The organism is Crenobacter intestini (genome assembly GCF_004919095.1).
GTDB classification, from domain to species: Bacteria; Pseudomonadota; Gammaproteobacteria; order Burkholderiales; family Chromobacteriaceae; genus Craterilacuibacter; species Craterilacuibacter intestini.
The window spans coordinates 505,345-522,069 of sequence record NZ_STGJ01000001.1 but is presented as its reverse complement, the minus strand read 5'-3'; the positions used below and the strand labels follow the sequence as shown (position 1 = coordinate 522,069).

Annotated in this window: 12 protein-coding genes and 1 tRNA gene; 5 read left to right on the top strand and 8 right to left on the bottom strand. The window is 70.6% G+C overall.

The annotated features are described in order from the left end of the window. Positions 1-4: 4 nt before the first annotated feature. Positions 5-505, top strand: coding sequence for a hypothetical protein (locus E5K04_RS02400; protein WP_136551297.1), 501 nt, complete (start codon positions 5-7; stop codon positions 503-505). A 37-nt stretch (positions 506-542) separates the two neighbouring features. Here the strand turns inward: E5K04_RS02400 and E5K04_RS02395 are convergent. The 3 genes from E5K04_RS02395 to E5K04_RS02385 all read right to left on the bottom strand — a co-directional run bounded on the left by E5K04_RS02395 (position 543) and on the right by E5K04_RS02385 (position 2,765). Further along, positions 543-618: transfer RNA gene (locus E5K04_RS02395), tRNA-Ala, on the bottom strand. Between the two features lie 63 nt (positions 619-681). After that, a complete protein-coding gene (locus tag E5K04_RS02390; protein WP_136551296.1) occupies positions 682-2,082 on the bottom strand; it encodes an L-serine ammonia-lyase in 1,401 nt (466 codons plus the stop codon). A 95-nt stretch (positions 2,083-2,177) separates the two neighbouring features. Beyond that, positions 2,178-2,765 (bottom strand): uracil-DNA glycosylase family protein, encoded by a 588-nt coding sequence (locus E5K04_RS02385; RefSeq protein WP_136551295.1) that lies wholly within the window; start codon positions 2,763-2,765, stop codon positions 2,178-2,180. Positions 2,766-2,856: 91 nt separating this feature from the next. Here E5K04_RS02385 and E5K04_RS02380 point away from each other — a divergent pair, with 91 nt between their 5' ends. The 4 genes from E5K04_RS02380 to mmuM all read left to right on the top strand — a co-directional run bounded on the left by E5K04_RS02380 (position 2,857) and on the right by mmuM (position 10,619). After that, entirely contained in the window at positions 2,857-7,098 is a 4,242-nt protein-coding gene (locus E5K04_RS02380) for a response regulator (RefSeq protein WP_136551294.1), read from the top strand. Continuing rightward, the gene (locus E5K04_RS02375; RefSeq protein WP_136551293.1) at positions 7,091-8,188 is read left to right on the top strand and encodes a response regulator; all 1,098 of its coding nucleotides are present in this window, start codon (positions 7,091-7,093) and stop codon (positions 8,186-8,188) included. Before E5K04_RS02380 ends, E5K04_RS02375 begins: the two co-directional genes overlap by 8 nt. Positions 8,189-8,359: 171 nt before the next feature. Further along, positions 8,360-9,676, top strand: coding sequence for a hemolysin family protein (locus tag E5K04_RS02370; RefSeq protein WP_136551292.1), 1,317 nt, complete (start codon positions 8,360-8,362; stop codon positions 9,674-9,676). Then, the gene (gene mmuM / locus E5K04_RS02365) at positions 9,657-10,619 is read left to right on the top strand and encodes a homocysteine S-methyltransferase (protein WP_205700273.1); all 963 of its coding nucleotides are present in this window, start codon (positions 9,657-9,659) and stop codon (positions 10,617-10,619) included. Before E5K04_RS02370 ends, mmuM begins: the two co-directional genes overlap by 20 nt. Before the next feature lie 33 nt (positions 10,620-10,652). On the opposite strand, the gene E5K04_RS02360 is transcribed toward mmuM, so the two are convergent. The 5 genes from E5K04_RS02360 to E5K04_RS17035 form a co-directional block, all read right to left on the bottom strand. Beyond that, positions 10,653-11,384, bottom strand: a complete 732-nt coding sequence (locus tag E5K04_RS02360; protein ID WP_136551290.1) for an SDR family NAD(P)-dependent oxidoreductase — start codon at positions 11,382-11,384, stop codon at positions 10,653-10,655. A gap of 32 nt (positions 11,385-11,416) precedes the next feature. Continuing rightward, positions 11,417-12,667 (bottom strand): FAD-binding domain-containing protein, encoded by a 1,251-nt coding sequence (locus E5K04_RS02355; RefSeq protein WP_136551289.1) that lies wholly within the window; start codon positions 12,665-12,667, stop codon positions 11,417-11,419. Further along, on the bottom strand, positions 12,636-14,219 hold the full coding sequence (locus E5K04_RS02350; protein ID WP_136551288.1) for a cryptochrome/photolyase family protein: 1,584 nt from the start codon (positions 14,217-14,219) through the stop codon (positions 12,636-12,638). The genes E5K04_RS02355 and E5K04_RS02350 overlap by 32 nt, the downstream gene beginning before the upstream one ends. Further along, entirely contained in the window at positions 14,212-14,406 is a 195-nt protein-coding gene (locus tag E5K04_RS02345) for a DUF2256 domain-containing protein (protein ID WP_136551287.1), read from the bottom strand. Before E5K04_RS02345 ends, E5K04_RS02350 begins: the two co-directional genes overlap by 8 nt. A gap of 111 nt (positions 14,407-14,517) precedes the next feature. Next, positions 14,518-16,668, bottom strand: coding sequence for a methyl-accepting chemotaxis protein (locus E5K04_RS17035; protein WP_136551286.1), 2,151 nt, complete (start codon positions 16,666-16,668; stop codon positions 14,518-14,520). Positions 16,669-16,725: the final 57 nt, after the last annotated feature.

The following is a 16,725-nucleotide window of genomic DNA, read 5'->3' as shown; positions in this document are numbered from 1 at the left end:
CGCGATGGACAAGCCGCTGAGGGTAGAACCCAAGTCGCCGGTCGCCTCGCTCGGCCTGGGGACGCCGCGCGACGTGCGCCGCGACCATTCGGCCGGGCTCGCCCGGCGGGAGGGCGCCGCCGAAGGCGAACCCTTCGAGGAGACGCTCAGCGAGCGCCAGCGCGCGCACGCGCGCGACGCCGCCGACGGGGCGCTGGCGGGGGCGCTGGCCCGCCTCGCGCTGCTAGAGGACGCGGTAGGTCATCTGGATACGGCGCTGCTCGGCGCGGACCTCGCGCGTTGCGTCGCGCTGGGGCAGGAACTTGCGTGGATGGTCGACGAGTGGCGTGCCGTCGCCGCGCTCTTGGTCCAGTGTGGCGGCTGGGCGGACGGCCGTACCCGCTGCGTGCGCCTGCTCGGCCGGCTGTCGGCGGCGCGCGGTCTGCTCGGCCGGGTGTCCGGCCGGCGCCTTGACGCGCTGGATGCCCAGCTTGCCGCCGCGCAGGCCGAGGCGGCGCGCGCATGAAAAAAGCCGGAATCTGACGATTCCGGCTTTAGTGTCCTGGTGGAGGTAAGCGGGATCGAACCGCTGACCTCTTGCATGCCATGCAAGCGCTCTACCAACTGAGCTATACCCCCGTCTTGCCCGCGTCGCGGGAAGAAGGCCGAACTATAAAGACAGCGGCGGTAGCTGTCAAGCCCTCAGCACTCGACGACGCTGACCGGCACCTCGATCACGTTGATGGCGAGGCCGCCGCGCGCGGTTTCCTTGTACTTGCTGTGCATGTCGGCGCCGGTGTCGCGCATGGTCTTGATCACGCGGTCGAGCGAGACGAAGTGCTTGCCGTCGCCGCGCAGCGCCATGCGTGCGGCGTTGATCGCCTTGACCGACGCCATCGCGTTGCGCTCGATGCACGGCACCTGCACCAGGCCGCCGACCGGGTCGCAGGTCAGCCCCAGGTTGTGTTCCATGCCGATCTCGGCCGCGTTCTCGACCTGCTCGGGCGTGCCGCCCATCACCTCGGCCAAGGCGCCTGCCGCCATCGAGCACGCCGAGCCGACTTCGCCCTGGCAGCCGACCTCGGCGCCGGAGATCGACGCGTTGAGCTTGAACAGGATGCCGATCGCGCCGGCGGTCAACAGGAAGCGCACCACGCCGTCGTCGTTGGCGCCGGGCACGAAGCGCGCGTAATAGTGCAGCACCGCCGGGATGATGCCGGCCGCGCCGTTGGTCGGCGCGGTGACTACCCGGCCGCCGGCGGCGTTTTCCTCGTTGACGGCGAGCGCGTACAGGTTGACCCAGTCGATCACGGTCAGCGGGTCGGCCAGGGCCGCCTCGGGGCGCTCCACCAGTTGGCGGTACAGCTGGCCGGCGCGCCGCTTGACCTTCATGCCGCCAGGCAGGATGCCGTCGCGCTGGCAGCCGCGGGCGACGCAGCCTTGCATCACCTGCCAGATCTTCAGAAGTTCGGCGCGCACCTCGGCCTCGCTGCGCCAGGCCAGCTCGTTCTCGAGCATGATCTGGCTGACCGGCTTGCCGTGGGTACGGCACAGCGCGAGCAGTTCGGCGGCGCTGGCAAACGGATGGGTCAGCTCGGACTTGCCCGGCGGCGTGAAGCCCGCGTCGATGGCCGCCTCGTCGACGACGAAGCCGCCGCCGACCGAGTAGTAAGCGCGCTTGGCGATCATCTCGCCCGCGCTGTCCCACGCCTCGAACGTCATCCCGTTCGGGTGGTAGGGCAGGGTCGCCGTCTTGTGCAGGATCAGGTCGTCTGCCTCGTTGAACGCGACCTTGTGCGCGCCCTGCAGGCGGATCTCGCATTCGGCGCGGATGCGCTCGAGCTTGGCCGGCACGGTGTCCGGGTCGATCAATTGCGGCTCTTCGCCGGAGAGGCCGAGCAGCACGGCGACGTCCGAGCCGTGCCCCTTGCCGGTCGCGCCAAGCGAGCCGTACATCTGCGCGCGCACGCGCGCGACGCGGCCTAGCAGGCCGTCGCGCTGCAAACGGGCCACAAAGGTGCGCGCCGCCCGCATCGGGCCGACGGTATGCGAGCTCGACGGTCCGATGCCGATCTTGAAAAGGTCAAATACGCTGATGGCCATGCCTGTCTCCTGGGTTCTTGTCGGCGCGCCGCATGTTGGCGAGCGGGCACTTTTGCCGGTGCGCCACTTTAATCAAGCCGCCCGTCGCCGGCAAGTCAGGCCAGCGCCGCGCGCACCGCGGCTTGCAGCGCCGGGATCACCTCGGCCTCGAACCAGGGGTGGGCGGCGAGCCACGGCCGGTTGCGCGGGCTGGGGTGCGGCAGCACGAAACGGGACGGCGCGAATTCACGCCAGCGCGTCGCCGCCTCGGTCAGCGTGAGCGTCTGGCCCAGATGCCAGCGCGTCGCGTACTGGCCGACGACAAGCGTCAGGCGGATTTCCGGCAGTTTCGCGAGCAGCGCCTCGCGCCAGGCGGGGGCGCATTCCGGCCTGGGCGGCGCGTCGCCGCTGCCGCGCTTGCCCGGGTAGCAAAAGCCCATCGGCGCGATCGCGACGCGGGACGCGTCGTAGAAGGTGTCGCGGTCGAGGCCGAGCCACCCACGCAGGCGTTCGCCCGACGCGTCGTCGAAGGGGACGCCGCTTTGCTGCACCTTGAGTCCCGGCGCCTGCCCGGCGATCAGGATGCGCGCGTGCGCGCCGGCCTGCACGATGGGGCGCGGCGGCAGCGGCAGGTGCGCCGCGCACAGCCGGCACGCGCGGATGCGGCAAAGCAGGGCGCTCAGCGAAGGGTCGGGGCTGGGCATGGCATTCTCCGTGGCTGTCGTTTAACGATGACGTCATCAAGGCGGCGCTCGCCTATACATAAGGGATAGACGACCGAGGACTGGCCGCCCGATGAACGCGCGCGCGAATACGCCCCACCTGACGCTGCCCCAACGCACCTTGCTGCACGGCGCCTTGCTGCTATTGGCCCTGGCCGCCTTGCTGCTTCTGGTGTCGGTGCTGAACGGGCGGGACGATGCGCGCTTCGAGGCGATGGCGCGCGCCAGCGACGCACAGCGCCTGATCGGCGAGGCGCGCGAGGCGGTCGCCGAGGGCGGGCTCACCCTGCGCGAACTCGTGATGTCGGCGGAGCCGGCCAGCCGGCAGACCCTGGTCGCCCAGCTGACCCGCAGCGACGCCGACGCGAGCGCCGCGCTGCGCGCGCTGTCCGCCGGCCCCTTCCCGCTGCAGGCGGCCGACGCCGAAGAGGCCCTGCGCAACTACTGGGCCAGCCGCTCGCCGGTGATCGCGCTGTCGGCGGCGACGCGCGACGGCGCCTGGCGCATGCTGGGCGAGGACGAGTCGGCGCGCGCCGCGCTGACGCTCGCGCGCGCGCTCGACCGCCTGTCTGTCGACGCCGCGCAACTCAAGGCAGGCGCCGAGTCCGGCCGGGCGCAGGCGGCGCGCGAGCGCGCGTGGCTGCTGGGCGGCGCGTTTACGCTGTTCGCGCTGCTGGCCGTCTGGTCCTTGTGGTCGCTGGCGCGGGCCTTGCGCGCGCCGCGCGCGGCGCTCGGACAGGAGCTTGCCGCATTGGCCGACGGCGACTTCGACTGGCGCGGGCCGCCGTGGCTCGCGCGCGAATACGGCGAACTTTCCGCCGAACTTGAACGCTTGCGCGAACAGTGCCGCAGCTCGAGCGCCGAGCGCTGGGTCCTCGGCGCACTCTCCAACCTGTCCTCGGTGATGCAGCGCGCGTCGTCCCTGTCCGAGCTTGGCAGGACCACGCTCTCGGCGCTGGCGCCGTCCACCGCTGCCGTACGCGGCGCGCTCTATCTCGACCGACCCTCGCGCAACCAGTTGTCCTTGTTGGCGGGCTACGCGCTGGAAGGGTCGTCACCGGCCGCGCTCGCTTACGGCGAGCGCCTCGCCGGGCAGTGCGCGGCAGACCGCCAGCCGCGTACGGTCGAGGGCGCGCAAGGCAACGAGCTGGGCTACGCGCTGGCGCTGTGCGTGCGGGTGTGGCCGGTGCTGCTGGGCGAGCGGCTGGTCGGCGTGCTCGAGCTTGGCTTTGCCGGCGCGCCGTCGCCGGCCGCGCTCAAGCTGGTCGAGGGCTTGCTGCCGCAACTGGCGATGGCGGTCGAGATCCTCGAGCGCGCGCACAAGGCGCGCTACCTGCTCGAATCGACCCGCAAGCAGGCGCAGCAACTGGGCGAGCAGGCCGAGGCGCTCAGGCAGCACCAGGTGGCGCTGGCCGACCAGTTGGCCTTCCAGCACGCGCTGATCGACACCATCCCCTATCCGCTCTTCTACAAGGGGCCGGACAACCGCTTTCTCGGCGTCAACCGCGCGTATGAGGCGGCGCTCGGCGTGCGCCGGCAGGACATGCTGGGCAAGACCGTGCTCGAGCTTGCGGCGCTGCCCGAGGCCGAGCGCGAACGCTACCAGGCGGAAGACGCGGCGGTGATCGCCGGCTGCTCGCGCCTCTCGCGCGAACGCCTGATCCGCTTTGCCGACGGCGCCGACCACGACACCCTGTACTGGGTCGCCGGCTTTTGCCACGCCGACGGCAGCGCGGCGGGCCTGGTCGGCAGCTTCGTCGACATCAGCGAGCGCAAGGCGATGGAGACCCGCCTGCGCGAGGCGGGCGAGCGGCTGTCGCTCGCGCAGCAGGCCGGCCGCGCCGGCGTGTTCGACCTCGACCTCTTGAGCGGCCACAACTACTGGACGCCCGAACTCGAGCAGGTGTTCGGGCTGCCGGCGGGCGGCTTTGCCGGCACGCTCGAGGCGTGGCAGTCGTTGCTGCACCCGGACGACCGCGGCGCGGCCACCCGCCGCCTGCGCGCGGCGTTCGCTGGCGCGTGTGAAAGCTTCGAGGACGACTGGCGCATCGTGCGCGCCGACGGGCAGACGCGCTGGGTGCATGTCAACGCGCGCATCCTGCGCGGCGAGGACGGCCGCGCGCGGCGGGTGATCGGCATCAACGTCGACGTCGACGAGCTGGTGTCGGCGCGCGAGGCCGCGCGCTCGGCCGCGCGAGCCAAGGCGGACTTCCTCGCCAACATGAGCCATGAGATCCGCACCCCGCTCAACGCCGTGCTCGGCATGGCGCATCTGGCGCTCGATGGCTGCGCCGAGCCGCGCACCCGCGACTACCTGCAGAAGGTCGAGCGCTCCGGCCGCTACCTGTTGTCCATCATCAACGACATCCTCGACTTCTCGCGGGTCGAGTCCGGCCGGCTCGCGCTCGAGTCCACGGTGTTCTCGCTGGCAGACGTACTCGACAACGTGGCCAGCCTGGTCGCCGAGCGCGCGTCGGACAAGGGCCTGGAGCTGGTCGTCGAGGTGGGCGAGGACGTGCCGGCGCGGCTGGTCGGCGACCCGTTGCGGCTCGGGCAGGTGCTGGTCAACTACGCGGGCAACGCGGTCAAGTTCACCGAGGAGGGCGAGATCGTGCTCGGCGTCGAGCGTGTCGCGGCCGAAGGAGACGGCGTGATGCTGCGCTTTTACGTGCGCGATACCGGCGTCGGCATCGACGCGGCGACGCAAAGGCGGCTGTTCCAGCCCTTCGAGCAGGCCGACGCGTCGACCACCCGCCGTTACGGCGGCACCGGGCTTGGGCTCGCCATCGTGCGCCGCCTCTCGCAGCTGATGGACGGCGAGGCCGGCGTCGACAGCACGCCGGGGCAGGGCAGCACCTTCTGGGCGACGGCGCGGCTCGGCGTCGCCGCCGAACAGGACACGCCTGTCCTTACCGGGATGCGGGCGCTGGTCGCCGACGACAACATGAGCGCGCGGCGCACGCTGGGCGCGACCTTGTCGCGCTTCGGCGTCGAGGTGGTGACGGTGGCCGACGGCGAGGCGGCGCTCGCGGCGGTGCGCGACGCGGACGCGGCGGGGCGCCCGTTTGACGCGGTGCTGCTCGACTGGCGGATGCCGGGGCTCGACGGCGTCGAGGCCGGGCGGCGCATCGCGGCGCTGCCGCTTGCGCGCCAGCCCGTACGCATCCTGGTGACCGCCTTCGCGCGCGACGAGGCGTTTGCGCAGGCGGGGGCGGCGGGCTTCGCGCGCGTGCTGGGCAAGCCCGTCCCGGCGTCGCTGCTGTTCGACACGCTCGCGCATCTGGGAGAGTCACCGCCCGTTGAAACACCGGCAGACAGCCGCGCGCGGCTTGCCGGCCTCGACGTGCTGGTGGTCGAGGACAACCCGCTCAACCAGGAGGTCGCGCGCGGTTTGATCGAGCGCGCGGGCGGCGAGGTGCGCATCGCCGGCGACGGCGCCACGGCGCTCTTAGAGCTTGCCCGCAAGCGCGCGGACGTGGTGCTGATGGACCTGCAGATGCCGGGCATGGACGGGCTCACAGCGACCCGCGCGATCCGTGCCGACCCGGCGCTGTTTGGCCTGCCGGTGTTCGCGATGACCGCCAGCGCCATGCCCGAAGAGCAGGCGGCGTGTCTGGCCGCCGGGATGGACGGCATTGTCGCCAAGCCGGTCGAGCCCGGGGCGCTGCTCTCGACACTTGAGCGCGTGCGCGCAAGCAGGGGCGGCGTCCCGACCGCGGCGCGCGCCCCTGCAGCGACCGCCGCGGAGGGCGATCCGCCGCCCATGCTCGACCGCGCCGGCGCGCTGGCGCGCCTGGGCGGGGACGCGGCGCTGTGGCGGCAACTGGCCGGCCAGATGGCCTCGCGCGAGGCGGACACGCCGTCGCGGCTGGCAGCACTGATCGCCGGGGGGCAGCTGGACGACGCGCGTTTTGCCGTGCACGCGTTGCGCGGCAGCGCCGCCAACCTGGGCGCGGTCGCGGTCGCCGCGGCGGCGGGCACGCTGGAGGCGTCGCTCGCGCGCGGGGCCGCCGACCAGGTGGCGCTCTCGGCGCTCACCGCGGCGATGGCGGCGCTGCCGGGCGCGCTGGCGGCCGCGCAGCTTCCCGCGCCAGAAGCGGATAAAGGCGGCGCCGGGCCTCTGCCGGCCGGGCTTGCCGCGCTGCGCCACCTGCTGGAAAACGACGACGCGGAGGCGCCCGCGTGGCTGTCGGCGCACCGCGCCTCGCTGCCCGCGGGCGAGGCGGGGGCACAGCTGGCCGCCGCGGTCGAACGCTACGACTACCCGGCGGCGCTCGCGCTGCTCGATACGCTGGAAGGGACGCCCGATGGATGACACGCAAAAACCGCTGGTGCTGGTGGTCGACGACACGCCGGAGAACCTCGCGCTGATGGGCGCCTTGCTGCGCGACCGTTACCGGGTCAAGGTCGCCAGTAGCGGCGAGCGCGCGCTGGCGATCTGCGCGGGCGGCACGCCGCCCGACCTGATCCTGCTCGACGTGATGATGCCCGGCGTCGACGGCCACGAGGTGTGCCGCCGCCTGAAAGCCGGCGCCGCCACCCGCGACATCCCGGTGATCTTCCTGACCGCCTTGAGCCAGGTCGACGACGAGACCTTCGGGCTGTCGCTCGGCGCGGTCGACTACATCACCAAGCCGGTCAGCCCGCCCATCGTGCTCGCGCGGGTCGACACCCACCTGCGGCTGAAGGCGGCCGCCGACTTCCTGCGCGACAAGAACGGTTATCTCGAGGCCGAGGTCGCGCGGCGCACCGCCGAAGTGCAGGCGGTGCAGGACGTCACCATCCACGCGATGGCGAGCCTTGCCGAGACGCGCGACAACGAGACCGGCGGCCATATCCGCCGCACCCAGTTCTACGTGCGGGCGCTGGCGCAGGCGCTAGCGGATACCCCGCGCTACGCGGCCGAGTTGACGCCGCAGGTGATCGACGCCCTGTTCAAGTCGGCGCCGCTGCACGACATCGGCAAGGTCGGCATCCCCGACGCGATCCTGCTCAAGGGGGCGAAGTTGAGCCCGGACGAATTCGAAATCATGAAGCAGCACACCACGCTCGGGCGCGACGCCATCGTCGAGGCCGAGCAGCGCCTCGGCATGCGTTTGCCCTTCCTCGACTACGCGAAGGAAATCGCCTACGGCCATCAGGAAAAGTGGGACGGCAGCGGCTACCCGCAGGGCATTGCCGGCGAGGCGATTCCCTTGTCGGCGCGGCTGATGGCGCTGGCGGACGTGTACGACGCGCTGATCAGCCGCCGCGTGTACAAGCCGCCGTTCAGCCATGAAGAAGCGTGCCGGATGATAGAGGAAGGGCGGGGCAGCCACTTCGACCCGGACGTGGTCGACGCCTTCCGGCACTGCAGCGCGGCGTTCGCCGGGATCGCCGAGCGTTTCGCGGACCCGCAGCATTAAGCATCGTGCGCGTCATGGAAAATCCCGCTATCATCGGCGGGTGTTTATTTTCAAGGATCGCCGCGGGCCGACCCGCCGCCGTATGGACCCTTACCCCGCTTGTCCCCGTTTTGCCCCGTCTTCTGTCCTGCCCGCTGTCCGCGCCGTGCGCCCCTACCCGGAGGTGACCGCGTGGAAGTCCTGATCCTGATCGGCCTGATCGTCTTAAACGGCGTGTTCGCGATGAGCGAGATCGCGCTGGTGACCGCCCGCCGCGCCCGCCTGACCCGCCTGGCCGACGAAGGCGACCACGCCGCCGCCGCCGCGCTCAAGCTGGGCGAAGAGCCGACCCGCTTCCTCTCCACCGTACAGATCGGCATCACCTCGATCGGCATCCTCAACGGTATCTTCGGCGAAGCCGTGCTCGCCGAGCCGCTCGCCCTCTGGCTTGTCTCGCTGGGCGTGCCGGCGCACGGCGCGTCGATCGGCGCGACCGTCGGGGTGGTGATCGTCATCACCTACGTGTCCATCGTGATCGGCGAGCTGGTACCCAAGCGGCTGGGCCAGCTGGCGCCCGAGTCCATCGCCCGCCTGGTCGCCCGCCCGATGCAGCTGCTGGCCGTGGCGACCCGGCCGTTTGTCCACCTGTTGTCGCTGTCGACCGAGGCGCTCTTGAGGCTGATGGGCGTGCGCAACCAGGTCGCCAGCGGGGTGACCGAGGAAGAGATCCAGACCATGCTCGACGAGGGCAGCGAGAGCGGCACCATCGACACCCATCAGCACGAGATGCTGCGCAACGTGTTCCGTCTCGATGACCGCCAGCTTTCGTCCTTGATGATCCCGCGCGCCGACGTGGTCAGCCTGGACACCACCTTGCCGTTCGAGGAGAACCTCGCGCGCATGAGCGGCTCCGAGTTCACCCGCTACCCGGTCTGCGCCGGCGCGCTGGACAGGCTCTCCGGCGTCGTCAACGCCAAGCATGTGCTGACCGCCGCCCTGAGCGGCGGCGAGCCGGACTGGGCGGCGCTGACCCAGAGCGCGCTGTTTGTGCCCGAGACGCTGACCGGGATGGAGCTGCTCGAACAGTTCCGCGCCGGCGGCACGCAGATGGCCTTCGTGGTCGACGAATACGGCGAGATCGAGGGCATCGTGACCCTGCACGACCTCTTGGAAGCGGTGACCGGCGAATTCACGCCGCGCGACGCGGAAGACGCGTGGGCCTTGCAACGCGAAGACGGCTCGTGGCTGCTCGACGGCTCGATCCCGGTGCCCGAGCTGAAAGACAAGCTTGCGCTCAAGGAAACGCCGGAAGAGGACAAGGGGCGCTACCACACGCTCTCCGGCATGCTCATGCTGCTGCTGGGGCGCGTCGCAAGAACCGGAGATGTGCTGCACTGGCAGGGCTGGCGGCTCGAGATCGTCGACATGGACGAGCTGCGTATCGACAAGGTGCTCGCCAGCCGGGTGCCGGATGCGAAGGAGGGCGGCGATGAGAGCGAACCCGCTTGAAGCGCTGCTCGCGTCTGAACCCTTCGTGCTGTTGGATGGCGCGCTGGCGACCGAACTTGAGGCGCGCGGCGCCGACCTGTCTGGCGGCTTGTGGTCGGCGCGGGTGCTCACCGACGCGCCGGCGCTGATCCGCGCGGTACACGCGGATTATCTGGCCGCCGGCGCCGACGTGGTCACCGGCGCAAGCTACCAGGCGTCGTTCGCGGGTTTCGCGCGTGCGGGGCTCGCGCACGACGCCGCGGCGCGGCTGATGGCGCGCTCGGTCGGACTCGCGCGCGAGGCGCGCGACCAATTCTGGGCGGTAGAGGGCAAGCGTGCGGGGCGCGGCTACCCGCTGGTCGCCGCGTCGGTCGGCCCCTACGGCGCGACGCTCGCCGACGGCTCGGAGTACCGTGGCGGCTACGGCCTCTCTGTCGAACAGTTGATGGACTTTCACCGCGAGCGCCTCGCCTGTCTCATTGCGGCGGGGCCGGACTTGCTCGCCTGCGAGACGCTGCCGTGTGCCGAAGAGGCCGTCGCGCTCGCTCGGTTGTTCACCGAAGAATTCCCCGACGCGCGCGCCTGGCTCGCGTTCTCCTGCCGCGACGGCGCGACGCTTGCCGACGGCACGCCGCTCACTGACGCGCTTTTGCAAATAGACGCGTGTCCGCAGATCGTCGCCGTCGGCGTCAACTGCACCGCGCCGGGTTTTGTCACGGCGCTGATCACCGCAGCGCGCGCGGTGACCGCCAAGCCCGTGCTCGCCTACCCGAATTCGGGCGAGCGCTGGGACGCCAAGACGCAATGCTGGCACGGCCACGGCGACGACTTTGCCGGTGACGCGACCGGCTGGCTTGCCGCCGGCGCCCGCCTGGTCGGCGGCTGCTGCCGCACCACGCCGGCGACCATCGCCGCGCTCGCCGCGTTGCGCGCCCGGCTTAAAGCCGCTGCCTCGCGCGGCTGATCGGCGGCGCGTCTCCAGCAGAATGGCTTGCTTCTACTTCACCAGCGGCCGGATCGTGGTGAAGCCACCGTCCACCGCGATGACCTGGCCGGTGATGCGGCTGGCCCCTTCGCTTAACAACCACGCCATCACCCCGGCGACCTGCTCGGCGCTTTGCAGGCCGCCTAGCGGGTACTGGCGGCCGGCCGCTTCGCGCAGCGCAGGCATACCCAACATCGGCGCGGTCAGCGGCGTGTCGGTCATGCCCGGCGCCACCGCGTTGACGCGCAGGCCCTGCGCGGCGTAAGTCGCGGCGGCGCTGCGCACCAGCGCTTCGACCCCGCCCTTGGCCGCCGCGATCGCTTCGTGGTTGGCGACGCCGATGCGCGCCACCACCGAGCTGCAGAACACCGCGGCGCCGGCCTGCCCGCCACGCGCCGCGTGCCAGGCTTGCAATGTGTAAAACGCGCTGTCCAGGTTCGCCCGCAAGATCGCCTGCCAGGCTTCAAGTTTGGTGCGGTGCAGGGGCGCGATCAGGGTGCTGCCCGCGCAATGCGCGAGGCCGTCGGGCGAGGCGCCTAACGCGTCCTGGCAGGCGGCAAGCGCGAGCGCTGCGCCCTCCGCCGTGCTCACGTCGGCGGTAACCCTGAGTTCCGCGTCCACGTCTTCAAGCTTTGTACCGTCCCGCCCGACGGCGACGACACGTGCCCCCGCGGCCGACAGCTGACGGGCGAGCGCGCGGCCGATGCCGCCGCTTGCGCCGGTAATCATCACGATCGAAGTCATGCGTTAGCCTCCTGTGAAGCAGGGTTGTCGGGTCAGCCGCCTTGCCGCGCGATGAGCTCGCTTGCGTTGGTGAAACCCGCGGTCGCCGCGCGCCACCACTGCGAGAACGAGGCGCAAGGCCCTTGTACGGCGGGGAACAGGCTGGCCGGTGCCTCGCACGTGGCGAAATGCCCGAGCCAGGGCGCGAGGTGCGGCTCGGCAACGGTGCGCACGCTGCGGGCAGTTTTGAGCGCGGCGGTGATATCGGACACATCGCCGTGCCAGCAGATGGGGGCGATGGTTTTCATCGCCGTTGATACAAACTGCCAGCGCTGCGCCGTCCACGGCCAGTCGCGGTGAAAGTCGGCCAGGTACACGCCGATCACCCGGGTGTTCGCCGGCAGGTTGGCGGGCGCGCAGCCCAGACACCAGGGGTGGACCAGCCACACGTCGCAGCCGGCGACGTGGGCGCTGTCGGGCGCGCTCGCGCCGCAAAAATCGGGCGGTGCCGTTAGCAAGGCGGGCTCGGCCACGCCCTCGGCGTGCGTGCCGGGCGCGGGCGGAAACTTCAGATCTGAAAACGCGATCGCCTCCAGTGCCGCGTAGCTGGTATCCAGCACGCTGCCCGGGCACTGCCAGGCAGCAGGTGCGTAGCGGGCGACGTTCTCCGCGTTGAAGAGATAGGGCTTGTGGCTGCCGGTGCCGGCGACCCACTGCCAGCTCAGGTGGTTGCTCGCCATATCGCCGTCCAGCAGGTGCGAGTAAAGCCAGTCGGCGCCGGCGCGCCAGTGCACCTTGCGCAGGTGGACAAGGTAGCTCGCCAGCCACATGCGCGCGTGGTTGTGCAGGGTGCCGACGGTGTAGAGTTCGCGCACGGCGCAGTCGATCACCGCGAGCCCGCTGCGCGCCTCGCGTACGTCGGCGGGGACTTCGACCTGGTAGGCGTGGCTGGGCAGGGGCCCTGCGTGAAGGTCCTGCAGGATGCCCGCGCCGCGCTGCTGCCACACATGGCGAAAGTAGGCGCGCCAGCCCAGCTCGTATACGAACTTGTGCGGCACCGGCAGCGCGTGGCGCGCGTCGACCTGCCGCAGCACGTCGACCAGGCTGATCAGCCCGTGCGTGATGTAGGGCGACAGCGTGCTGACATGGCCGGTAAGCGCGTTGCGCGTCCTCGCGTAACGCGCCGGGTCAAACGTGGCGATGCGCGCCAGCGCCGCGTCCACGCTCGCCTCATACGGCAGCGCCGCCAAACTGTCCGGCGCGCCGGAAAGCTCACTCAGGTCGCCTTGGTGCCAGCGTGTCATCGCCGTTTTCCTTGTCCCGCAGGGTTTGCGCTTGCCGTCTGATCTGCTGCTTTTCGTCGTCGGGTAGCCTGTCCAGTTGCCGGATCTGCAGCGCCATGCGCGGGTGCTTGGCGAAGCGCTGTTGATGGCGCAGCAGGAAGTCCCAGTACAGGGTGGTGAACGGACACGCGCGTTCCCCCGTTTTTTGCTCCGGCTTGTAGCGGCAACTGGCGCAATACGGGCTCATGCGCTGGATGTACTTGCCGGTGGCCGCGTAGGGCTTGCTCGCCATCCGGCCGCCGTCGGCGTACTGGCTCATGCCTATCACGTTAGGCAACTCGACCCACTCGACCGCGTCGACGTACACCGCGAGAAACCAGGCGTGAATCTGCCTGGGGTCGACGCCCAGCAGCAGTGCGTACAGGCCGGCCACCATCAGGCGCTGGATATGGTTGGCGTAGCCGTGCTTGAGCGTCTGCGCGATCACATCCTTCAGGCAGGCAAGCTCGGTGTCGCCGCTCCAATACCAAGAGGGTAGCGCCGCGCCAGCTTCCAGTGCGTTGGCGTCGGCGTAAGCCGGCATCTGGCTCCAGTACACCCCGCGTACGTACTCGCGCCAGCCGAGGATCTGCCGGATAAACCCCTCGACGCTGGCCAGCGGCGCCCGTCCACTGTGGTAGGCACGCTCCGCCGCCCCGATCACCTCGCGTGGGCTCAACAGCTTCAAATTCAGCGCGGCGGACAAATGCGCGTGGTAGAGCCAGGGGTCGTCCGGCCACATCGCGTCCTGGTAGCGGCCGAACGAGGGCAGCCGCGCCTCGATAAACACATCAAGCGCCTTGAGCGCCGCCTCGCGGGTGACCGGCCAGGCAAACGCGTCAAGCGAGCCCGGCAGGTGGGCAAGACGCGTATTCACCAGCGCCATCGCTTCGCGGGTGATCGCGTCGGGCGGGGTTGGCTGGCGTTGCGTGAGCAGGCCCGGCCCGTCTGGGGGTAATGGGTGGCGGTTGTCGGTATCGAAGTTCCAGCGCCCGCCAACCGGCCGCGCAGCGCCGTTGGCTTCTTCCATCAACACGCCGAAGCGCTTGCGCTGTTCCCGGTAAAAGGTCTCCAGGCGCAAGCTCTTGTGCGCCGCGAGATGGCGGGCAAAGTCGGCGTCCGACACCATGAAGTGGCGGTCGGCGCGCACCTCCAGCGGCACGCCGTGTTGGGCGGCGACGTTCTGCAACATGGCAAGCACCCGCCACTCGCCCGGCTGCGTCACGATCAGCTGGGTAGCACCCAGGCGCGTGAGGTCGGCGTCCAGCTGCGCGTGCAGGCTGCCTGCGTTGCCTTCGTCGTCGAGGCGGGTGTAGCTAAGCGGCCACCCGCGGGCCGTCAGTTCGGCCGCGAAGTGGCGCATGGCGGAGAGGAACAGGGTGCTGCGCTGTTTGCTCGAGCGGTAGGGGGCCGACTCGTCGGTGACTTCGGCCATCCATACCCTGTCGCACGCGGGGTCGAACGCGTCGAACGCCGCCGCGTCCGGGTCGAGCTGGTCGCCCAGCACCGCCACCAGGTTGCGCGGCCTAGGCACGGCGCGCCTTCGCCAAGCGGCAGGCGTCCGAGCAGTACTTCACCTCGTCCCAGTTGTTCGCCCAGCGGCGGCGCCAGCGCATCGGCCGGCCGCATGCCGCGCACGGCTTGCTCGGCAGCGCCGACTTCTGGTGGTGGTAGCGCTCGCCGGGTGATGGCGGCGCGTCTGGGGGAGGGCGGTTAGGCATGGCGAAGGGCAGGGGGCGGTCAGGCCAGGACAGACTATGCACCTGTTATAGCAAGCTTTGCACTCTCGCCGGTCGCGCCGACGGCCTTGCGGTCTGCTCGGGCCATGCCCCTCAGGGGGCAGGCGCGTGGCTGACCTTGAAGTGGCCGGTCTCGGCGAGCAGGCGCTGGATGTCCTGGCCGGTCACCTCGACGCTGGCCGACAGCCGCGCTTGCCTTACCGACAGCGTGGCGCTGGCCGTGCCGATCTTCTCCATTTCGCGCGTGCCGTCGCGCGCGGCGTCCGACAGGCGGGCGATGGTGCTGATCAGCCCGTCGATCAGCGCGTAGAGTGCCTGGCTCTCCCCGTTCGACGACTCGGCCAGTTGCAGGCCTTCTTCCAGATCCTGCATGCCCGACTGCATGCTGCCGACCGCGTCGTGCGCCTGCGCCTGCACCTGGCCGATCATCGCGCGGATTTCCTCGGTGTTGCTGCGCGTGCGCTCGGCCAGCTTCCTGACTTCGTCGGCGACCACCGCGAAGCCGCGGCCGGCCTCGCCCGCGCGCGCCGCCTCGATCGCGGCGTTCAGCGCCAGCAGGTTGGTCTGCTCGGCCACTTCCTGGATCAGTTCGACCACGCTGCCGATCCGCCGCGTGCCGTCCCCCAGCGAGTCTATGGTCGACGCCGACGCGGCGACGGTCTGCCGGATCGAGCGGGTGCGCTCGCCGACGTTCTGCATCTGGCTGAGCGAGGCGGCCAACTGGCGGGCGGTCGCCTCGCGCACATGCTCGGCGTAGCGGTCGGCCTCCTCGAGCATCTCGCGCTGGCGCTCGCCGGCGTGCGCGCTGTGCCGCGCGCTGTCGCATACCTCACCGACCGCGGCGCCGGCTTCGCCGCCGTGCCGGCTCATGTTCTGGTTGTGCGCACCCAAACGCTGGCTGTGCGAGAGCACGCGCCCGAGCATCAAGTCGAGCTGGTCGATCAGGCTGTTCACCCACTGTGCCATCACGCCGGTTTCGTCGGCAGGCAGCTGCTGGCGGTCGATGCGCCGGCGCAGGTCGCCTTCGCCGTCGACGATGTCGCGCAGCATCGCACTCACCGCGCGCAGGCGGACGCTGACCGGCCTCGCGTGCAAGGCGCGGAAGGCGAGGGTGCCGGTGATCGCGAGCGCGGCGAGCGTCGCCGCCTTACCCGCCAGCGACAGCTCGAACAGCTGGTCGGTCGCGAGCACCGCCGCGCACAGTGCCAGTTGCACGCGTGCGAAGCTGAAGGTGAGCTTGTCGGCGACCGAGCGGTAGCGGTACACCTCGGCGAGGTCGGCCTCGCACATCATGCCCCAGCTGTCCGGCGAGCCCGGCAGCGAGAAGGTGACGCCCTTGCCGACCACCGGGATATGCCGGTAGTCGGCGTAGCCGGGGTAGGTGACGAACAGGTTGTCGCCCTTGCGTATCGTCTCGCGCACGCCCGGGTGCAGCCGGCCGGTGGCCGGGTCGTTGAACACCAGTTCGAGCTCGGTGTGCGCCGACACGCGCACGGTGCCGTACGCGGTGCGCACGCCGTCCTTCAGGTTGTCGCCGCCGCTGAAGGTGCGGTCCTCGAAACGCGAGCGCGACAGCGCGGTGCCCGGCCGGATCGACGGGTCGAAGTTCGAGCGGACCATGAACAGGTAGTTGTCGCCCGACTCGTGGAAGATATGCCCGGCCTCGCGCTGGATCAGGTCGCCCAGCACGTCGTTGGGGACGCGCGCGCACAGGCAGCGGGTGCCGCAGGGCAGCGGCTGGTGAAAGACCAGCGTCACCGCGTCGTGGAAGGCCGAGCTGCGCGCGCCAAGCGCCAGCGTGACCGGGTCGATGTACGGGCCATGCAACAGCGGCGCCGTACACCCCTGCCGGCAGGCGCGCGGCTCGGCGACCGCCTGCCCCTGTCGCGCGGCGGCGCTCGACATCAGCACCCGCCCGTCCATTGTTGCCACATAAAGTTCGGTGGCGTCGCCAAGTTGGGCGAGCGCGTCCCGCAGCAGGGACGCCTGGGCGGCGGCCGGCGTCGTCTGCAACTGGCGGGCGAGCGCCTCGAGCGCCTGCCACTGCTGGCTGGCCCACGATTGCAGGATGCGCACGCGGGTGCGCGCGAAATTTTCGAAGATGTCCTCGATCACCGGGTAACGGTCGCGGTTGAGCGCGCAGGCGACGCGCATCGCGAGTTTGCCGGTGCGGCCGAAGACGGGTAGCCAGCTGCGTTCGGCAGCGGCGAGTGCCATACGGTGGCTTTGCAAGGTAGGGGGCATGCTGGGCGTCCTGATCGCTGATGCCCTTGTAATGCAATTGGCATGCCAAGGATGGTG